We start from the raw sequence: 18270 nt of genomic DNA on the forward strand, positions 1-18270 counted from the left end.
GTCCCGTGGACGGACCGGGTCAGCTCGCGGAGTACCTCCAGGCGTGCCGGGCGCGGTTGCGCCCCGCCGACGTCGGGCTCGACACCTACGGCGAGCGCCGCCGGGTGCCGGGGTTGCGGCGGGAGGAGGTCGCCGGGCTCGCCGGGGTGAGCGCGTCCTACTACGTGCGCCTCGAACAGGGGCTGTCGGTGAACGCCTCGACCGAGGTGGTCGACGGCATCGCCCGCGCGCTGCGGCTGGACCGGGACGAGCACGAGCACCTGCGCGCGCTCGCCAGGCCCCGCCGCAGGGGCGCGGTGAAGCGACCGCCGGTGGAGCGGGTGAGCGCGTCCGCGACCGAGCTGCTCGCCGCGCTGGGCGCCGTGCCCGCCGTGCTGCTGGGCAGGCGCACGGACGTGCTGGCGTGGAACCCGCTGGGGCACGCCCTGTTCGCCGGGCACCTGGACCGCGACTCGGTGGACCGCCCGGCGGAGCGGCCGAACATGGCGCGCCTGGTGTTCCTGGACGCGCACACCCGCGAGCTGTACCCGAGGTGGGAGGCCAAGGCCAGGGCGGTGGTGGGGAACCTGCGCGCGACGGCGGGCAGGCACCCGGACGACCGGCTGCTCAGCGCGCTGGTCGGCGAGCTGGTGACCGGCAGCGCGGAGTTCGCGGCGCTGTGGGCGGGGCACCGGGTGAAGGCCTGCGGGAGCGACGAGCACGAGATGCGGCACCCGCTGGTGGGCGCGATGTCCGTGCGGCAGCAGGCTCTGCGGCCCGCGGACGCGCCGGAGCAGGCGCTGACGCTGGTGACGGCGGAGCCCGGTTCACCGTCGCAGGCGGCGCTGACCCTGCTGGCGCAGGCCGTCCTGGAGGGCTGACCCCGGTGGAGCGCGAGCTCATCGCACGACGCTCACCGGTTCCGCACAACCGACCGGTAGAACTCCCACCCATGGTCAAGCGATCACTGCTGGTGGCCGCCGCGCTGCTCGCGGTCACCCTCACCCCCGCCACCGCGCTGGCGCACCCGGTCACGGTGCGCACCGCCGACTACGACCTCGGCGACGCCGCGTTCCACGTGCCCGGCTTCCACGCCTCGCCCGTGGAGGGCGAGCCCGCGCGGCTGGCCGACCTGGAACTGGTCGGCCGGGTGCACTACCCCGCCGACCTCGCCAGGCGCGGGAAGCTGCCGCTGGTGCTGATCCAGCACGGCCTCTGGCACAGCTGCGCGGACCGGGACGCCGAGGCGGCCTGGAAGTCCTCCTACACCGCGCTCTACGGCCCGGACCCGGTGACCGACCCGGCGGAGGTCGAGCGGCTGGAGGGGCGGTTGCAGGACGCGTCGGTGGCGCTGAGCCGGTGGCCGTGCGCGGCGGGCACCCCCGCGCTGCCCAACCACCGGGGCTACGACTACCTCGGGCGGGCGCTGGCGGAGCGCGGGTTCGTGGTGGTGTCGATCGGCGTGAGCGGGGTGAACGCCGGGGAGCTGGGGCAGATCGCGGACCTGGCGCGCGCCGAGGTGGGCTACGAGCACCTGCGGATGTGGCGGCGGCTGGCCGAGGACGGCACCGGGCCGCTCGCGGAACCGTTGGGGCGCTTGGGCTTCACCGGTCACGTCGACCTGGGCTCGGTGGGCGTGGTCGGGCACTCGCGCGGCGGGCGGGCCGTGATGTGGCAGGCGGCGCGGGCGAACCGGGACCGGATGCCGGAGGGCGTGGCGATCCGCGCGGTGGTGCCGCTGGCGTCGGTGACCTACTACGCGCCGGACGAGGACGCGCCGGAGAACCTGGACTACCGGGTCACCGACATCCCGTTCGGCGCGCTGGCCGGGTCCTGCGACTACGCGACCGGCGGTCCGCAGCACTTCGCCAACGCGCGCGGGCACAACAGCGCGCAGATCGCGCTGTGGGAGGTGCGGGGGGCGAACCACAACGCGTACAACACCGAGTGGTCGCCGTCGAGCGGGCAGGTGATGGCCACCGACGACGCGGCCGAGGCCTGGGCAGGCGGCCCGAGCACCCGGCCGGGACCGGGCCAGTGCGCGCAGGTCGCGGACGAGCGGCCGGTCCGGCAGCTGACCGAGCCGGAGCAGCGCCAGGTCGCGGTCACCTACCTGTCGGCGTTCTTCGCCAAGCACCTCAAGGGCGACCGCCGGTTCGACCGGGTCGTGGACGGCACGTCGTCCCCGCTGGCGCACCTGACGCCGATCACCGTGAGCACCGATCCGGGGCGGTGACGCGCCGAGGCGCCCGGCCCCGCGGACGGGGACCGGGCGCCTCGGTGGTCCGGGCTGGTCGACGCGGTCCGGGCTAGTCGATCCGGAACGGGTCGCCGTAGACCTTCCACGCCAGCGGCGTGTTCAGGTCGAGGTTGCCGTTGTTGAGGAACACCCGCTGCGCGGTGTCCACGCGCGAGGTGTCCTCGTGCGCCTCCTCCAGCTTCATCGCCGCGACCCGCTCGTCCAGGAACGCGTGCAGGTACGCCGTCTCGTCGCCGCCCTGCGCCGGGGTCTTGGCGCGGGCCATGGCCTTGCGGCGGATCGTGCCGAAGCTGGCCTGGTCGTTGCCGCCGCCGTGCATGACGATCGCGTCGTAGTAGGCGAACTGGCCGAGCGCGCGCAGGCCGTCGGACTTGGCCTGGTTGACGGACGGGTTGAAGTACACCCGGTCCCGCTCGCTCTCCTGCGCCTGCTGGAACACCGGGTCCTGCGCGGCGGTGCGCCACGCCTGCTGGAAGCCGGGGTCGAGGCCCTCGTGGGACGGCGTGCCGTTGACCCGGCGCAGCGCCGGGAGGTAGCCGGCGAGGGCGTTGTTCGGCTTCACCGAGGTGTAGTGCTCGACCAGCTCCAGCATGTCGCCGGTGCCGGAGCAGAAGCCGATGATGCCCGCCGTGTAGCCGCGACCGTCGCCGATGTCCTCGATGTAGGCGAACTGGGCGCGCCAGTCCAGCGAGGAGTTCTCGGCGCTGGACACCAGCCGCATGGCGATGTCCTTCTTCGCCGGGGTGGCCAGGTCCGAGCGGCCGGGGACCTGGGAGGTGGTGGTCGTGGTCGGGTTCGTGCCGCCGCCGCCGGGCGTGGTCCACCGCTGGTACGGGCTCCACGCGTCGCAGGTCCAGACCTGCAGGCGGGTGCCGTCGGCGGTGTTGCCCGCGGGCACGTCGACGCACTTGCCGCTGCCCTGGCCGACGATGCGGCCGGTCTGGTCGACGGTCCACCGCTGCTCGGGGACGTTGGCGCAGTCCCAGATCTGCAGGAGCGCGCCGTCGTGCCTGCCGTCGTCGACCACGTCGAGGCACTTGCCCAGCGCCTTGATCGTCTTGGCGCCGGTGTCCACGGTCCAGGACTGGGCGCTCGTGCCGTTGCAGGTGTGGAGCTGCACGGCCGTGCCGTTGGCGCTGCTCGCCCCGGCCACGTCCAGGCACTTGCCGCCGAGACCGACCACCGGGCCGGTGAAGCCGTCGGCGGTGGCGGGCTGGACGACGAGGAAGGCGGCGCCGACGACGGCCGCGGCCGACAGGCCCGCGCCTGCGGCGAGCCTGGGTTTCACTCTGCTCACAACGGGTTCCACTCTGTGCAGGGGCACCTCGCGCGCACCGGGGTGCTTCAGGACCGCCGCAGGGGTAGGCGGGTGGTGCTCAGGGTGGTTTCCGGGCGCGCTGGTGCGTGTGGGCAGTTTGCCCGGCCGAGTCTGCGCGCGAGGGCGGACCGGGGGCAACCCCTGTCATGCGAATCGCGCGGCGCCCGGTGGCCGGAGGGGCCGGGATCCGTTCATCACGTGCGCGCCGCGCCCAGCCGGTACGGTCGAGCGGTGAGCAGACTGTACGACTTCACGGCGGCGTTCTGGGCGTCCGTGGAGGGTGCGCCCCGGCCCCGGATCGACGTCCTGCTGGTGGAGGACGACCCCGGCGACGCGCTGCTGGTGGCGGAGGCGCTGGCGGACCGCCCGGTGGAGCTGCACGTGGTGCGCGACGGCGGTGAGGCGCTGGGGTTCCTGCTGCGCAGCGGTCGGTACAGCCGGGCCCCGAAGCCGAACCTGGTGCTGCTGGACCTGAACCTGCCGGGCCTGTCCGGGCACGAGGTGCTGGAGCAGATCAAGGCCGACCCCGGTCTGCGGTCGCTGCCGGTGGTGGTGTTCACCTCGTCCGCCGCCGAGGCGGACCTGGTGGCCAGCTACCGGCTGCGCGCGAACGCCTACGTGCGCAAGCCGCTGACGGCGGACAGCTTCACCGAGGTCGTGCACCGGATCGACGAGTTCTTCGGCTCGGTGGCCCGCCTGCCCAGCTGAGCCGGTTCGCCCGCGCGGCTTTTGCGGGGCGCGCACAACACCTCCGGGCACTTTTAGCACCTCGGCCACTATCACCGGTCGGAGCGCTGCTGGTTCGCTGTGGTGATCGGCCACCGGGCCGCCCGCCCCCTCGGCGGACGCCCCGGTGCGCACCCAGCGCCAGGGAGGACTTGCGACGATGCGTCCGGACCCGAGCAGCTTGACCAGGCGGGCACTGCTGGCGGCCGGTGGCGGGGCCGCCGCCGGATCAGCGTTGGGAGCACTGGGTTTCGCGGAAGCCGCCGCCGCTCCCTCGGCGAGCGCGGACGCCGACGCGATCGTCGTCGGCGGCGGGCTCGCCGGTCTCGTGGCGACCTCGGAGCTCGCGGCGGCGGGCCGGAAGGTGCTGCTGCTGGACCAGGAGCCGGAGGCGAGCCTGGGCGGCCAGGCGTTCTGGTCGCTGGGCGGGCTGTTCTTCGTCGACTCGACCGAGCAGCGCCTGGCGGGCATCAAGGACTCGCTGGACCTGGCCCGCGCGGACTGGTTCAACACCGCCGGGTTCGACCGGGGGGTGAACGACCCGCTGGGCGAGGACCACTGGGCGGCCAAGTGGGCGAACGCGTACCTGGAGTTCGCGTCCGGGGAGAAGCGGTCGTGGCTGGCGGGGCTGGGCGTGTCGTGGGTGCCGATCGTCGGCTGGGCCGAGCGCGGCGGGCAGCTCGCGGACGGGCCGGGCAACTCGGTGCCGCGCTTCCACATCACCCTCGGCACCGGCCCCGGCGTGATGGAGCCGTTCGAGAAGCTGGTGCGCCAGCACGCGGAGCGCGGGCGGGTGTCGTTCCGGTTCCGGCACCGGGTGGACGCGCTGGTCACCACGAACGGCGCGGTCACCGGCGTGCGCGGGGCCGTGCTGGAGGCGAGCGGCGCCGCGCGCGGGACGCCCAGCTCCCGCAAGCAGGTCGGGGACTTCGAGCTGCGCGCGCCGGTCGTGGTCGTCACCTCCGGCGGCATCGGCGGCAACCTGGACCTGGTGCGCGCCAACTGGCCCGCGCGGCTGGGGACGCCGCCCGCGCGGATGGTCACCGGCGTGCCCGCGCACGTGGACGGGCGGATGCTGGCGATCAGCCAGTCGGCCGGGGCGCGGCTGGTCAACCGGGACCGGATGTGGCACTACACCGAGGGTCTGGCCAACCACTCCCCCATCTGGCCGGGGCACGGAATCCGGGTGCTGGCCGCGCCGTCGTCGCTGTGGCTGGACGGCAACGGCCGCCGGTTCCCGCTGCCGGGGGTGCCCAGCTACGACACGCTCGGCACGCTGGAGCTGATCGCGCGCTCCGGGCACGACCACTCGTGGTTCGTGCTGAACAAGCGGATCATCGACAAGGAGTTCGTGCTGTCCGGGTCGGAGCAGAACCCGGAGCTGACCCGCAAGGACCTGCTCGGGTACCTGGCGAGCAGGCTGCTCAACAGCACGCCCCCGCCGGTCAAGGCGTTCATGGACCGGGGCGCGGACTTCGTCGTCGCGAGCTCGCTGCCGGACCTGGTGGCCGGGATGAACCGGCTGACCGGGTCGAACCGGGTGCGGCTGGAGGACCTGCGGGCGCAGATCGAGGTGCGGGACCGGCAGGTGGACAACCCGTTCACCAAGGACAACCAGGTGATGGGCATCCGGAACTCGCTGGCGTACGTGGGCGACAGCCTGGCCAGGACCGCGCCGCTGCACAAGATCCTGGACCCGGCGGCCGGGCCGCTCATCGCGATCCGGATGAACGTCCTCACGCGCAAGACGCTGGGCGGGTTGCAGACGGACCTGTCCGGGCGGGTGCTCGGCGCGAACGGGCAGCCGGTGCGGGGGCTGTACGCGGCGGGCGAGGTCGCCGGGTTCGGCGGCGGCGGGGTGCACGGGTACCGCGCGCTGGAGGGCACCTTCCTGGGCGGGTGCCTGTTCTCCGGGCGGCAGGCCGGTCGGGCCGCCGCGGCGGAGACCGCCTGAGGCTCGGGGCCGGTCCGGGGCGCGCACCCCGGACCGGTCCCGAGCGCGTTCGGCGGCCGGTCCCGGCGTCACGCGGCGGCGAGCAGCTCCCGCACCACCCGCCGGGTCTCGTGCAGCGGGGTCGTGCCGGAAGCCGTTGCCGCGTCGAGGATCCGCCCGAGGCGGGCCCCGATGCCGCGCACCCGCTCCTCGGCCTCCCGCGCCGACGCGCCCTCGCGCTCGCGGGCCACCGACGCGATGACCCCGCCCCCGCTGACCACCGGGTCCGGCGCCCACAGCACGCCGCGCGCGTGCAGCAGGTCGGCGGTCGCGTCGTGGTCGAGCTGGTTGTTGGCGGCCCCGACGACGGCCGCGCAGCGCAGGTCCCCGACGATCCCGGCGGTGAGGACGCCGCCGACCGCGCACGGGACCAGCACGTCCACGTCCGCGACCAGCGCCTCCTCCGGGGAGACCCAGGCGGCGCCGAGGGATTCGGCCAGCGCGCGGCGCGAGGTGTCCACATCGGACACCACGAGCCGGGCCCCGGCCGCCGCGAGGCGCCGGGCCACGAGCGCGCCCACGTGCCCGAGCCCGTGCACCGCGAAGCTCAGCGCGGACAGGTCCCGCCCCGGCCACAGGTGCGCGCGCACCGCGTCGAGCGCCGCGCCGACCCCGAGCGCGGTGGGCACGGACGAGTCGCCGCTGCCGCCCTCCGCCTCGGGCCTGCACAGCACGTGCCGGGTGCGCCGCCCGATGCCGACCATGTCGGCGGGTCCGGTCCCGACGTCCGGGCCGGTCACGTAGTCGCCGCCGAAGCCCTCCACCAGGTCGCCCACGTCGGCGAGCAGGTCGGCGCGCGGCCCGGCGAACCCCGGTTCCAGCGCCACGACGGTCTTGCCGCCGCCGTGCCGCAGTCCGGCGAGCGCGGCCTTCTCCGTCATCGCCGCCGACAGCCGCACGGCGTCGACGACCCCGTCCCGCCAGGTCGGGTACGCCCTGACGCGGCAGCCGCCCAGCGCGGGGCCGAGCCGGGTGGAGTCGACGCTGATCGCGATCACCTGGCCGCTGCGGCGACCGCGCTCGACCACCAGCCGCTCGGGCGCGGCGCTGCCGGTTCCGTCCATCGGGTCCACCTCTCGTCGGTTCGGTCCAACGCCGAGAGGCAAGCAGGAAGGTCGGCGACACGACGCGCGAGCCGAACGATGTTCGGCAGCGGCCGGTCCAGCGCCCGGTGGCCGAACTCCGTTCGGCGGGGTCAGCGGGTTCCGGCCTCGCCGTTCGGCTCGACCTCCCAGCGCCGGGTGTGGTCGTAGACGATGGAGGTGCGGAAGCCGACGACCTCCTTGCGCTTGCTGAACCGGTCCATCATCAGCGCGTGCATGTCCTCCACGGAGGCCACCGCGACGTGCACCAGGAAGTCGTCGCCGCCGCCGAGCACGAACACCGAGAGCACCTCGGGCTGCTGGAGGGCGAACGCCTCGAACGCGCGGATCACCTCGCGGCTGAGCGGCCGGACCTGGAACGCGATCAGGGCCTGCACGCCTCGCCCGATCCGGGTCAGGTCGACCTCGGCGTGGTAGCCGGCGATCGTGCCGCTCTGCTCCAGCGCCCTGGTGCGCACCAGCGTGCTCGACGGCGCGAGCCCGATCCGCGCGGCGAGCTGCCGGTTGGTCAGCCGCGCGTCGGCCTGCAGCTCCCGGATGATCGACCTGTCCCGCTCGTCCACGCTCACCCCGTTCCCGCCGAGGCCGCCACGGGCCACGACCAGCCACCGCACTGGCGGCCGATCCTCGCGCACCGGCGTCGGGGGCGGTGACCGGGGGTGCGCGTGGTCAGGCGGGGGACAGCTCCACGACCAGCAGCAGGGCGGTGAAGGCGAACTGCGCGACGCCGAGGGAGCAGCCCGCGACGGCGGTCCAGTCCAGTCGGTAGGCGCGGTCGGTGGCCATGGACAGCACGGCCAGCGCGAGCGCGACGCCCGCGGTCCACAGGGCGCCGAGGGGGAACAGCCAGCTGATCAGGGCCAGTCCCAGCGCGAGCGGGCCGAACCAGGCTGCGGCCCCTGGCCGGTCCTTCGCCGGGCGGCTGCGCGGCAGTTCCACGTTCCCACTCCCCTGCGGGCACCGGGCGGACAGTGATCAACCTAGCGGCGCGGGCGGGCGCGGCGCGCGGCGGGCGCGGAGAACGGCCGCCCCACCGGGGTGGGACGGCCGTTCAGCGCGTCACGCCCTGCCCGTGGGCTCCCCGGAGGACTTGCCGGGATCGGTCTCGACCTCGGTCCTCGCCGGGGCGGTGGCCGTGGCGGTCGCGCCGGGCGCGGCGATCGCGCCCTCGCCCGCAGCGCCCTCACCCGCAGCGCCCTCGCCCGCCGTCGAGCCCTGCTGGCCCTTCACGTAGGTCGGGTGCAGCTGGACGGGCTTCTTCTCCCGCTTGCTGCGCGCCTTCAGGTTCAGGAACTCCACCAGGACGGAGAACGCGATCGGGCCGTACACGTAGCCCTTGGCGATGTGCTGGTCCAGGCCCTCGGCGATCAGGCTGCCGCCGATGAGCAGCAGGAACGACAGGGCCAGCATCTTGACCGTGGGGTGGCGGTTGACGAAGTCGCTGATCGCGCCCGCCGACAGCAGCATGATGGCCATGGCGACCACGACGGCGGCGATCATGATGCCGAGCTCGTCGACCATGCCGACGGCGGTGATCACCGAGTCGAGCGAGAACACCACGTCCAGCACGAGGATCTGCGCGATCACCGAGGCGAACGAGACGGTCTTGCTGGACTTGGCGTGGTCGCTGCCCTCCAGCTGCTCGTGGATCTCGTAGGTGGCCTTGCCCAGCAGGAACAGGCCGCCGATGAGCAGGATCAGGTCGCGCCCGGAGATCTCCTGGCCGAGCACGGTGAACAGCGGCGCGGTCAGGCCGATCACCCAGGACAGCGACGCGAGCAGGATCAGCCGGGTGACCAACGCGAGCGAGAGGCCGATGGTCCTGGCCTTCTTCTGCTGGTCGGCGGGCAGCCGCCCGGCGAGGATGGAGATGAACACGATGTTGTCGATGCCGAGCACGATCTCCAGCAGCAGCAGGGTGCTGAAGGCGATCCACAGCTCGGGGCTGAGCATCCATTCCATGCGGGGTCCGGTCCGTCCTCACGTTGTGCTCGGGGTTGGGTTGGCACCGCGCCGGGTGGGTCCGGCGCGGTGGTGCTCGGGGGTCGCCCTCGGCGGGGCGTGGTGGTGCCGCGCGCCGGGACGCGGGCTCGCGCGGGGAGCGCGGTCCGCCCGTCGTCCAGGGTCGCCGACTAGGGGCGCCTCGGCGCGGGCGAGCGGGGCGGCGCGGTCCGGCGCGGGACGCGGACGGGCGAGAGCCGGGGACGCGCGTTCCCCCGGAAGCGGGTTACGCGCGGTGACGTGCCACCGCCGGGCGTGGGCGGTCTCGGGCACGGGAAGCGCACCGTCGAGCGGGCGCGGCCTCCGGCGCGCAGGGCGCGGGCAGCCGGGCGCGGCGGCGCGGCCGACGGCCGGGCGCCGCCGGGTTCATGCAGGTCAGGCCGGGCCGAACCCGGCCCGGTACTGCACTCGTCAGCGTCGGCGCTCCGGTCGGCACTGCTGGGCATGGCGGGGACCATAACACGGGAACCTGTACGGTTGCTGAAGGCGTGCGGCCTTTGTCCGATTCCCCCGGCTGGTGCGGGGGTGACCGTTCCGTCCCCCGAAATTCGGTGACGGACGGTCAGCGGTTCCCCGGTCGGTGGATCTTCAGCCGGTGACTCGTCAGCCGGCGGCTCGTCAACCGGTGGTGGCCGGGAGGCCGACGAGCGCCCGCGCGGCGGCCTGCTCCCCGGCGATGACCCGCGTTCCCGCGTCGGCGGCGGACCGGACCTGCTCCTCGGTGGCGCGCTCGGGGCCGAGCAGCGCGGTCACGGCGGCGGGCAGCACGGCGGTCGGGTCGAGGTCGTTCGGGGCCGGGCACAGCAGGAAGCCGGTGAGCAGGGCCTGGAGCGCGAACGCCTGGTCGGGCAGCGGCCAGTCGTCGCGGGCCAGGTCGTGGGCGCGCCAGATCGGCAGGACGCGCCGCATCACCCCGTCGGGGCCGAGCAGGTCGAGCAGCTCGGCCGCGCGCGGGTCGGCCGCGAGCGGCCCCAGCAGCTCGCCGCCGCCGGCCTTGACCGCGTTGACGAACGGGTGCGCCGGGGCGGCGGCGACGATGTGCGCGCACAGCCGGGAGGGGCGGACCAGGCCGGGGTCGGTGGCTAGCCGCGCGGTGACCTCGCCGGAGAGGGCGAGGAAGTCGCGGCAGACCAGGTCGAGGACCAGGTCCTCCTTGGTCTTCCAGTACAGGTAGGCGGTGCCCTTGCCGACGTGGGCGCGCTGGGCGACCTCGGCGATCGTGACGCCCCGGACACCGCGGGCGAGCAGCAGCTCGCCCGCGGCGGCCAGGATGCGGGCCGCCTTGGGCGAGGGGGTCTCAGGCAGGTCGGACAAGTGTGTTCTTCTCCCGCGTTCCGGTTCGGGCCGAGCGGCTCAGCGCCTCGCCCACGATATCGGCGTTCTTGGTGCGGGCGATCTCGTCGAAGCCCATGACGCGCTCGGCCAGCCGCTTGCCCGGCCGGGTGCGGGTGATCAGCGGGAGGGCGCGGCGCAGGGCGACCTGCACCCGGTTGTCCAGCACGAACACCCGGCGCTGGTCGGGGGCGGCGTCCTGGTGGGCGGTGATGTGCGGGCGCAGGCCGCGCTCCCACTCGGCGAGCGCGCCGGGCACGTCGTCGGGGGTGGCCTCCAGGGCCGCGCCGAGCAGCTCGGCGCCCGCGAAGCCCGCGGAGACGCCCATGCCGGAGTAGAGGGTGGCGCACCAGGCGGAGTCGCCGACCAGGACGACGCGGCCCCGGCGCCAGGTGTCCATGCGGACCTGCTCGACCGAGTCGAACAGGGCGGTGTCGGCCTTCTCCAGCGAGTCGAGCGCGGCGCCGAGGACGCGGCCGGTGGGCTGCGGGCCGAACGCCTCCCTGACCCGCTGCGCGAGGGCGCCGGTGAACTGGGCGTCGACGTCGTCGGCGCGGTAGCTGAACAGGACCGTCGGGTTGTGGTCGGCGAAGGCGAAGACCCACATCGAGCGGTGGGGTTCGAGCAGCATCGCGCCCCGGCCCGGTTCGAGGCCGTCGAGCGGGCCGTCGTGCTCGAACGCGGCGATCATGTAGCCGAGCCGCTTGAGGTAGCGCTCGTGCGGGCCGAACACGAGCGAGCGGACCGCGGAGCGGAGCCCGTCGGCGCCGACGACCAGGTCGAACCGCTCGGTGGTGGACGTGCCCGTCGCGGTGTCGAGCAGGGTGACGTCGACGCCGTCCGCGTCCTGGGCGATGGCGGCGGGGACGGTGGAGAAGCGGATCTCGACGTCGCCGGGGAGCGCGGCGAACGCAGCCCGCTCGGCGTCGCCGCGCAGCATCATCCAGGGCTTGCCGGGCAGGTCGGTCATGCCGAAGCCGGGGCGCGAGCCGCCCGCGCGGTCGATCTCCAGCGGGGGTCGGGGGGCGGTGCGGTCGTGCAGGTGGTCGAGGATGCCGAGCCTGCGGGCGGCGGCGTGACCGGCGCCGAACAGGGCGATGAAGTAGCCGCCGGAGCGGCGCTGGGCGGAGCGCTCGACGAGGACGGGGGTCCACCCGGCCCTGCGCAGGCGTCCGGCGGTGGCGAGTCCGGTGATCCCGGCGCCGACTACGAGTGCTCGTCGCTGCTTCGTGGTGATCATGGTGTTGAAGATACTGACCGGATCGGTCATTTGGTCAGTTCGTGAGGCGCGCCACAGCCGCAGGGGTTCGCGAGTGGGGTTCAGCTCTGCGCGGTGCGGCGGTCGGGCACCCGGCCCGCGCGCAGGGCCACCACGATCTGGACCACCGCCAGCGCCGCGACCAGCCACAACGAGGCCCGCCACGACCCGGTGCGCTCGGCGAGGTGACCGGCCGCGACCGGGCCCGCCGCGGCCAGCAGGTAACCGAGGGACTGGGCCATGCCGGAGAGCGCGGTGGTCTCGGCGTGCGTGCGACCGCGCAGGCCGATCAGGGACAGCGCCACCACCAGGGACGACCCGGTGCCCAGGCCGATCACGACGGTCCACAGCGCGCTCAGCCCCGGTGCGGCCAGCAGGCCGAGGACGCCCAGCAGCATCGGGGTGCTCGCGGTGACCGCCGCCGCGACCTGGGTGGCCGGGTCCCGCATCAGGCGCGGGATCACCAGCCCCGCGGCGATCCCGGTGACCTGGTAGGCGAACAGGTGCAGACCGGCCTGCTCGGGGCTGACGCCCGCCGTGGTCTCGATCGTGGGCAGCCAGGTGACCACGACGTAGAAGGTGGTCGACTGCAGGCCCATGAACGCGGTCAGCACCCAGGCGGTCGGTTGCCGCCACACGCTGGTGGTGGCCGCTTCCGGGAGCGGGTCGCTGCGGGTCGGCGCGGGCAGGGCCCTGGGCAGCCACAGCAGCGCGATCAGCAGCGCCGGGACCGCCCACACCGCGAGCGAGCCGCGCCAGCCCAGCGGCGCGGACAGCGGGACGGCCACGGCCGACGCGGTGGCGGCGGCGGTGGTCATGAACGCCGAGTAGACCCCGGTCGCCGCGGAGACGGCGCCGCTGTAGTCGCGCTTGACCACCGAGGGCGCGAGCACGTTGCCCACGCCGATCGCGGCGCCCAGCAGGGCGGTTCCGACCCACAGCCCAGGGTGGCCGGTGAACGAGCGGGTCAGCAGGCCCGCCGCGAGCGCCAGGAGCGCGACCAGGAGGGTGCGCTCGGCGCCGATCCGGGTGGAGATCCGGTGCACGAACGGCGAGGCGAGGCCGAACGCGATCAGCGGCAGCGCGCCGAGGAGTCCTTGCCCGGCCTCGCTGAGCCCCTCGTCGGCGGCGATGTCCGGGAGCAGCGGGCCGACCGAGGTGATCGCGGGGCGCAGGTTGAGGGCCACCGGGAAGATCAGGGCGGTGAGCAGCGGAGCCCAGCGCTTCGCCCCGGCGCCTGCCTCGTCCACCCGACCGCCCCGTGTGCTCGTCCCTGCGCGACGACCCTACGCCTGGAGCCCCGCGCGCAACCGCTCCACGTCCGCGCCCTGGCGCGCCAGCAGCTTCACGACCTCGCCGCCCTCGTCGTCGAGCAGTTCCCGCACGAGCAGGCGCGTGCCGAACCGCGCCCCGTCCGAGACCCGCTGCCGCACCGCCCCCATGACCCGCTCGGCGGCCGGGCTCAGCCGCGTGGCGTTCTCCTCCTCACCACCCACCTTCGGGGCGACCAGGAACGGCCTGCCCGTGAAGACCCGGCCGGTGGGGACGAGGTCGCGCAGGGCGTCGGCGTCCGCGCAGCAGGAGCGCAGGACGGAGCCCGCGTCGTTGGCGGGCAGCAGTTCCGGCTTGAGCGCCTCGCCGTGCGCGTGGAGCAGCTCGTCCAGCGCGAGGACGGCGAGCAGCAGGTCGGACGCGGTGGTGGCGTCCCGCCCGCCCCGGACGGCCCGCGAGCCTGCGAAGGCGTGGAGGTGGGGCGCCAGCGGGCCCGATGCGCACCTGCTCGGCGGTGAACCCGTTGCGCGCCAGCAGTTCCGCGACCCGCGTGCCGGACAACCGCAGCAGCGCCCGCCCGAGGTGCTCGACGGTGACGAGCACCGGCCCGTCGCCCGCGTCCCCCTGCGCCGGTGCCGGTTCCGGTCGCGCGCAAGCGGGTCACGGGCGCGGTCGGGCGGATCAACCGGGTGGCCACCGGACGCGGTGGCGGCGAGGCCGGGTCTCGTCCGCCGCTGGTCCTGGCCGGGCGCCCCACCAGCCAGCACGGGCGCGAACGCACCGCGTCGGGCCGTCAGCCCCGCTCGTCGTCCCTGGGGGAGATGTCCACGTCCGCCCCGCCGAACGAGTTGCTGGTGTTGATCCCCCCTCGGATGTAACCGGTCTGGACGACGACGCCGTGGTCGGGGGGCATTTCCAGCGCGGCCAGCGCGGGCGGTTCGGTGGTGTTGAGCGCGGGCCGGAAGCAGGGGTGCACGCAGAAGTCGGACTCGTACGGCTGCACGGTCCGCTCTTCGGCGCCTCCGTAGACGTAGCGGCCACTTCGGCGGACGCCGAGGAAGCCCACGGAGAACAGCAGCTCGATCACCACGTCAGCGTTGAGCAGGTCCTCGTACCGGCTGTGGCGCTGCATGAGCGAGTCCTGGTGGACCAGGAGCAGTTCGGCGATCCCGTCCCTGGTCAGCAGGTGGGACGCGTCCCGGAACACCACCAGCAGCTCGGTGAGGAACGGGAACCGGGTGCCGTACTCCTTCGGCAGGTCGCGCGTCTTCCAGCGGGAGAACACCAGGGTCGCCTCGCGCACGTCGTCCTCGGTGATCCGGTGGCGCCCGGCGGCGAGCGCCGTGTCGCGGCACTGGTTGAGGAACTGGATCACGTCGCGCGGGCGGGGGAGGCTGCGGGTGAACAGGTAGTCGGCAGTCGGCTCGCCGTCCACCTCGGCGGGGAAGACCTCGCCCCACAGCTCGTCCGGGGTGAGGTCGCGCCCCAGGGAGGCGCGGGCCCGCGCCAGCGCCAGGTCGTGCAACTGCTTGGTGTTCCAGCTGATCCGGATCTCGTCGCTGTGGAACTTGTCGGCGTCGCTGAAGCTCAGCGAGTCGTAGATGTCCGAGCGCAGGAAGAAGGCGCAGCGGATCGACCCGCCGTAGGTCAGCGCGGCGTGCTTGCCAGCCAGCAGCAGCCCGATGACGAACGCCTCGCTGTCCTGCTCCCCCAACCAGACCTGCTCCAACTGGTCGACCAGGAACAGCAGGGCCCCGTGCCCCTTCCGCTCGCACCCCAGATCCGCGAACGCCCGCCGAACTCCGGATTCGAGGACGTCCGCCTGCCGGGACGCCCGCACGCCCTGCGCCTCGCCACCGCCCTCCGCGCCCAGCTTGATCAGACCGAACGCCTCCAGCGAGAACGACGAGCGCAGGCCGCGCCCGGCGGCGACGATCCGGTGGTAGAGGCTCATGTCGTCGAGTTCGCCGTTGTCGCGCAGGAACCGCTCCAGCGCCTTCACCGACGCCGGTCGGCGCTTCCCGTGACGACCGCCGCTCGCGTGCCGCACGAGGAAGCGGGCGGCGTGGACGGCGAGCACGTACCGCCAGAGCAGCGCCTTCGCCGCGGCGTTGGTGAGCCCGCCCAGCACGAAGTGGCGCAGCTCCTCGCCGACCGCGTCGTCCGGGGTGATCAGGCAGGTCTCCCCCGGCACGGCGCCGTTCATCGACAGGCGCACGCAGATCGCGCTCTTCCCGGTGCCCTTGCGGCCGATGATCAGGTTCTTCCGGCCGTTGAGCACCTCCGCGTACACCGTGGTGGGCAGGAAGCCGTCGCGCAGCAGGCCGTCCGCCAGGTCGCGCTCGGCGTCGTCACGGCCGAAGAAGAGCGGGCCGACCACGTCCACGTCGTCGGCGACCACCCCGCCGAACCGGACGACCGGGAACCCGGCCGGTTCGAGCGGCGCGGAGGTGGCCGTGCCCACCGCCTCCGCCAAGTGGCGGCCGAAGCGGGGATCGCGTTCGGCCGCCTCCTCCAGCGCCAGCGCGACCCGCAGCCTGCTCCGCCCAGTCACCGCCCCGCTCGTCGTCTCGTCCAGCCAGGTCCGGAACGCCGGGTCGTGCGCCAGCGCGTCGCTGACCAGCAGGCCGAGAGCAGCGACCGGGCTCCCCTGCCGTTCCCTGCCCTCGACCCAGCTCGCCAGCAGGTCGATCACGTCGAGCATCCCGCTCATCGGCACTCACCCCGGTGCGGTTGATCGGCTTCCACGAGCCCCAGTGGCGCAGTCTGGCCCACACCGCCGCCGGTACGACCGCACTTCAGCGGAGAACGCGCAGACCCTCCCTAGCCGAACAGCTCCACCACCCGCTCCACCAGCCCCGCCACCGCCGCCGCGCCGACCAGTCCCGCCGTCACCCGCCGCGACAACCGCCGGGCCTGCTTCACCACCGCGCCCCGGTCCGGCTCCGCCTCCGCGAGCTCCTCGTCCAGGTCCTCCAACGCCGCCAGCGCCGCCTCGCGCCCCGGTGCGCCCTCCGGCGCGGACTCCACCTCGGCGCGCGCCTCGGCGAGCAGCCCGCGCACGTCCCGCACCCGCTCGGGCGCGGGCGCGGAGTTCGCGTGGACGTCGCCGATCGTGTTGTTGTCCCCCTGGAACACCGCCCCGGTCGCGTTGCCGCCGATCTCGATCCTGCCGCCGCCGCCCACGTCGCCCCTCACTTCCGGTCGTCCTCCTCCGCGTTCCCGCCGACGGTGTTCCGGTCGCCGATGAACACGTTCCCGCTGACCGAGCCCTTGATGTGGATGTGCCGGTCCGCGACCTGGGTGGCCTGGCGCATGAACTCGGTGGTGGTCACGCCCTTGCGCTCCAGGTAGCGGCCCAGGGTCCGCAGCAGCTGCCGGTCCATCAGCTTCGCGTAGCGCTCCAGGTCCGCGCGCTGGAAGTAGTCCAGCACCACGTCCCCCGCGCCCAGCTCCCGCAGGCTGCGCTCCGCCCCGTACCGCTCGGACGGCGAGAGGGAGCGCGACGGGCCCGCCAGGCGGGTGACCAGCGCCTTGGCCCGGCCGAGGGCGCTCAGCGGCAGCGCCAACGCGCGGGAGAGCGCCTCGCGGACCGGCTTGAGCACCGTGGGGCGGGTGGCGTCGATGTCCTTGTACGCGGCGCGGACCGGCATCAGCACGGTCGGCGTCCACTCCACGTACAGCCTGCCGTCGTCGCAGCCCAGGTGCAGGTACCAGGTGACCACCAGCTGCCGGTCCCAGCTCTCCACCTGGAAGCAGCGGAAGTACCGCAGCCACTCCTGCGGCTCCCGCGCGATCCCGGCGGCGCGCTCGGCGGTGAGCGTCAGCGGCGGCCTGCCGTGCGAGCCGGGCAGCAGGCCCGCGGCGCGCGGGTCGTCGGCCCGGTTGGCCAGCTCGGCGGCCGAGGCCACCACCTGCTCGCTGGCGCGCAACCCGGTCAGCCGCCCGCTCGGGGACAGCGACGACGGCGCCACCAGCTCGGTCAGCCCGTGCGCGAGCGCCTCGTACAGCTCGCCCAGGTCCACGTCCACCGGGCGCCCGCCGACCCGCTCGGGTTCCTCCGCCGGGTCCAGGGTGAGCGCGAGCGACCAGGGGTCGTAGACGAGCCCGGTGCCCACGAACGGGCGCTCGCCCCGGTAGACGACGGTCCTGGGCCGGTCGTCGGGGACGGCCGCGCGGCGCAGTTCCTCAAGGCCTTTCTCGTGCGCGCGCACGGTGTCCGCCGAGAAGCGCCATTCCCCGAACCAGCTGCGCGACCGCTTGGCCCCGGTGAAGTTCCCGCGCTGGAAACTGGTGTACACGAGGTTGTGCACGGCCAGCCGGTCCGCGAGGAGCAGCAGCAGCGCCAGCAGGAAGAAGATCGCGGCGAACACGAAGAACTGGCTGTCGATTCCGGGGATCAGCTCCGCTTCGCGGTCGTAGCGGCTGCGCGGCGAGGAGTTGTACTCCTCCAACGAGATCAGCACGTACACCAGGACCAGGCCCATGACGCCGAGCGCGATGAGCGCCCCCTGGTTCTGCCGCGGCTTCCCGCCGCGCCTCGGGTCGGGCTTGCGGAACGCGAACGGCAGCCCCACCAGCAGCCACAGCACGAGCACCAGCGGTTCGGTCAGCAGGGCCACCACCAGCAGGAGCAGCAGCGCGGCGTCCCGCAGGACCCGCCTGCCGCGGGCGGCGAGCGCCTCCCGCAGCACCGCGTCGCTGTCGACGCCGGGCGAGGGCGGGATGGCCCGGTTCGGGGAGCCCAGGAACTCGCGGACGGCGCTGTCGGCGAACTCCGGGTCCAGGTGCGCGGCGGCGCAGAGGTGGCGGGTGACCTCGTCCCGCGCGGGCGTTAATCGGTCAGCAGGTTCCACGACGACCCCCTGGGTGGTTGATCCGCGAGCCCCCCGGCGAAGCGCCCGGCACCGGCACGCGGAAGTCCCGGAAATCGTTTCCGGGCAGTGGTTCCGCGCGTTCGGCGACGGCGCTGCGGACGATACTCCGAACCACCTCCCGCTGTCCGGGAAATCGTTTCGGGTGGAATTC

16 protein-coding genes are annotated in these 18270 nt (G+C 74.2%); 4 read left to right on the forward strand and 12 right to left on the reverse strand.

Going from position 1 to position 18270, the window contains the following annotated elements:
- The first annotated feature begins 5 nt into the window (after window positions 1-5).
- Window positions 6-860, forward strand: a complete 855-nt coding sequence (locus tag CNX65_RS21680) for a helix-turn-helix domain-containing protein (protein ID WP_177154299.1) — start codon at window positions 6-8, stop codon at window positions 858-860.
- Window positions 861-931: 71 nt separating this feature from the next.
- Window positions 932-2215, forward strand: coding sequence for an alpha/beta hydrolase (locus CNX65_RS21685; protein ID WP_096495411.1), 1284 nt, complete (start codon window positions 932-934; stop codon window positions 2213-2215).
- A gap of 73 nt (window positions 2216-2288) precedes the next feature.
- Here the strand turns inward: CNX65_RS21685 and CNX65_RS38375 are convergent, their stop codons facing one another.
- Complete coding sequence (locus CNX65_RS38375; protein WP_373565499.1) at window positions 2289-3563, reverse strand: chitosanase; 1275 nt, start codon at window positions 3561-3563, stop codon at window positions 2289-2291.
- A gap of 267 nt (window positions 3564-3830) precedes the next feature.
- Between CNX65_RS38375 and CNX65_RS21695 the strand changes: the two genes are divergently transcribed.
- Window positions 3831-4265: a response regulator gene (locus CNX65_RS21695; RefSeq protein ID WP_096497915.1), complete on the forward strand. Its 435-nt coding sequence runs from the start codon at window positions 3831-3833 to the stop codon at window positions 4263-4265.
- A gap of 178 nt (window positions 4266-4443) precedes the next feature.
- The gene (locus CNX65_RS21700; protein WP_096495413.1) at window positions 4444-6237 is read left to right on the forward strand and encodes an FAD-binding dehydrogenase; all 1794 of its coding nucleotides are present in this window, start codon (window positions 4444-4446) and stop codon (window positions 6235-6237) included.
- Window positions 6238-6305: 68 nt separating this feature from the next.
- Here CNX65_RS21700 and CNX65_RS21705 read toward each other — a convergent pair whose 3' ends face one another.
- From CNX65_RS21705 to CNX65_RS21755, 11 genes are all read right to left on the reverse strand, one after another.
- Window positions 6306-7340 carry a Glu/Leu/Phe/Val dehydrogenase dimerization domain-containing protein gene (locus tag CNX65_RS21705; protein WP_096495414.1) on the reverse strand — a complete coding sequence of 345 codons (1035 nt, stop codon included), beginning with the start codon at window positions 7338-7340 and terminating at the stop codon, window positions 6306-6308.
- 131 nt (window positions 7341-7471) lie between these two features.
- Entirely contained in the window at window positions 7472-7993 is a 522-nt protein-coding gene (locus tag CNX65_RS21710) for an Lrp/AsnC family transcriptional regulator (protein ID WP_232519944.1), read from the reverse strand.
- A 55-nt stretch (window positions 7994-8048) separates the two neighbouring features.
- Window positions 8049-8318, reverse strand: coding sequence for a hypothetical protein (locus tag CNX65_RS21715; protein WP_096495415.1), 270 nt, complete (start codon window positions 8316-8318; stop codon window positions 8049-8051).
- A gap of 120 nt (window positions 8319-8438) precedes the next feature.
- Window positions 8439-9341 (reverse strand): TerC family protein, encoded by a 903-nt coding sequence (locus CNX65_RS21720; protein ID WP_096495416.1) that lies wholly within the window; start codon window positions 9339-9341, stop codon window positions 8439-8441.
- A 657-nt stretch (window positions 9342-9998) separates the two neighbouring features.
- Window positions 9999-10694 carry a TetR/AcrR family transcriptional regulator gene (locus CNX65_RS21725; protein WP_096495417.1) on the reverse strand — a complete coding sequence of 232 codons (696 nt, stop codon included), beginning with the start codon at window positions 10692-10694 and terminating at the stop codon, window positions 9999-10001.
- Window positions 10678-11952, reverse strand: a complete 1275-nt coding sequence (locus CNX65_RS21730; RefSeq protein ID WP_232519945.1) for an FAD-dependent monooxygenase — start codon at window positions 11950-11952, stop codon at window positions 10678-10680. Before CNX65_RS21730 ends, CNX65_RS21725 begins: the two co-directional genes overlap by 17 nt.
- An 80-nt stretch (window positions 11953-12032) precedes the next feature.
- Complete coding sequence (locus CNX65_RS21735; RefSeq protein ID WP_096495419.1) at window positions 12033-13220, reverse strand: MFS transporter; 1188 nt, start codon at window positions 13218-13220, stop codon at window positions 12033-12035.
- 36 nt (window positions 13221-13256) lie between these two features.
- On the reverse strand, window positions 13257-14009 hold the full coding sequence (locus CNX65_RS21740; protein ID WP_096495420.1) for a hypothetical protein: 753 nt from the start codon (window positions 14007-14009) through the stop codon (window positions 13257-13259).
- A gap of 26 nt (window positions 14010-14035) precedes the next feature.
- Complete coding sequence (locus CNX65_RS21745; RefSeq protein WP_096495421.1) at window positions 14036-15955, reverse strand: P-loop ATPase, Sll1717 family; 1920 nt, start codon at window positions 15953-15955, stop codon at window positions 14036-14038.
- Window positions 15956-16065: 110 nt separating this feature from the next.
- Window positions 16066-16440, reverse strand: coding sequence for a hypothetical protein (locus CNX65_RS35560; RefSeq protein WP_157767774.1), 375 nt, complete (start codon window positions 16438-16440; stop codon window positions 16066-16068).
- The gene (locus tag CNX65_RS21755; protein WP_096495422.1) at window positions 16437-18098 is read right to left on the reverse strand and encodes a hypothetical protein; all 1662 of its coding nucleotides are present in this window, start codon (window positions 18096-18098) and stop codon (window positions 16437-16439) included. The genes CNX65_RS35560 and CNX65_RS21755 overlap by 4 nt, the downstream gene beginning before the upstream one ends.
- Window positions 18099-18270: the final 172 nt, after the last annotated feature.

This window comes from Actinosynnema pretiosum (assembly GCF_002354875.1).
GTDB lineage: Bacteria > Actinomycetota > Actinomycetes > Mycobacteriales > Pseudonocardiaceae > Actinosynnema > Actinosynnema auranticum.

Coding starts and splice junctions, on each gene's coding strand:
- CNX65_RS21685 (WP_096495411.1), top strand. CDS start 932: ATGGTCAAGCGATCACTGCTGGTGGCCGCCGCGCTGCTCGCGGTCACC.
- CNX65_RS21700 (WP_096495413.1), top strand. CDS start 4,444: ATGCGTCCGGACCCGAGCAGCTTGACCAGGCGGGCACTGCTGGCGGCC.
- CNX65_RS21705 (WP_096495414.1), bottom strand. CDS start 7,340: ATGGACGGAACCGGCAGCGCCGCGCCCGAGCGGCTGGTGGTCGAGCGC.
- CNX65_RS21720 (WP_096495416.1), bottom strand. CDS start 9,341: ATGGAATGGATGCTCAGCCCCGAGCTGTGGATCGCCTTCAGCACCCTG.
- CNX65_RS21730 (WP_232519945.1), bottom strand. CDS start 11,952: ATGATCACCACGAAGCAGCGACGAGCACTCGTAGTCGGCGCCGGGATC.
- CNX65_RS21745 (WP_096495421.1), bottom strand. CDS start 15,955: ATGAGCGGGATGCTCGACGTGATCGACCTGCTGGCGAGCTGGGTCGAG.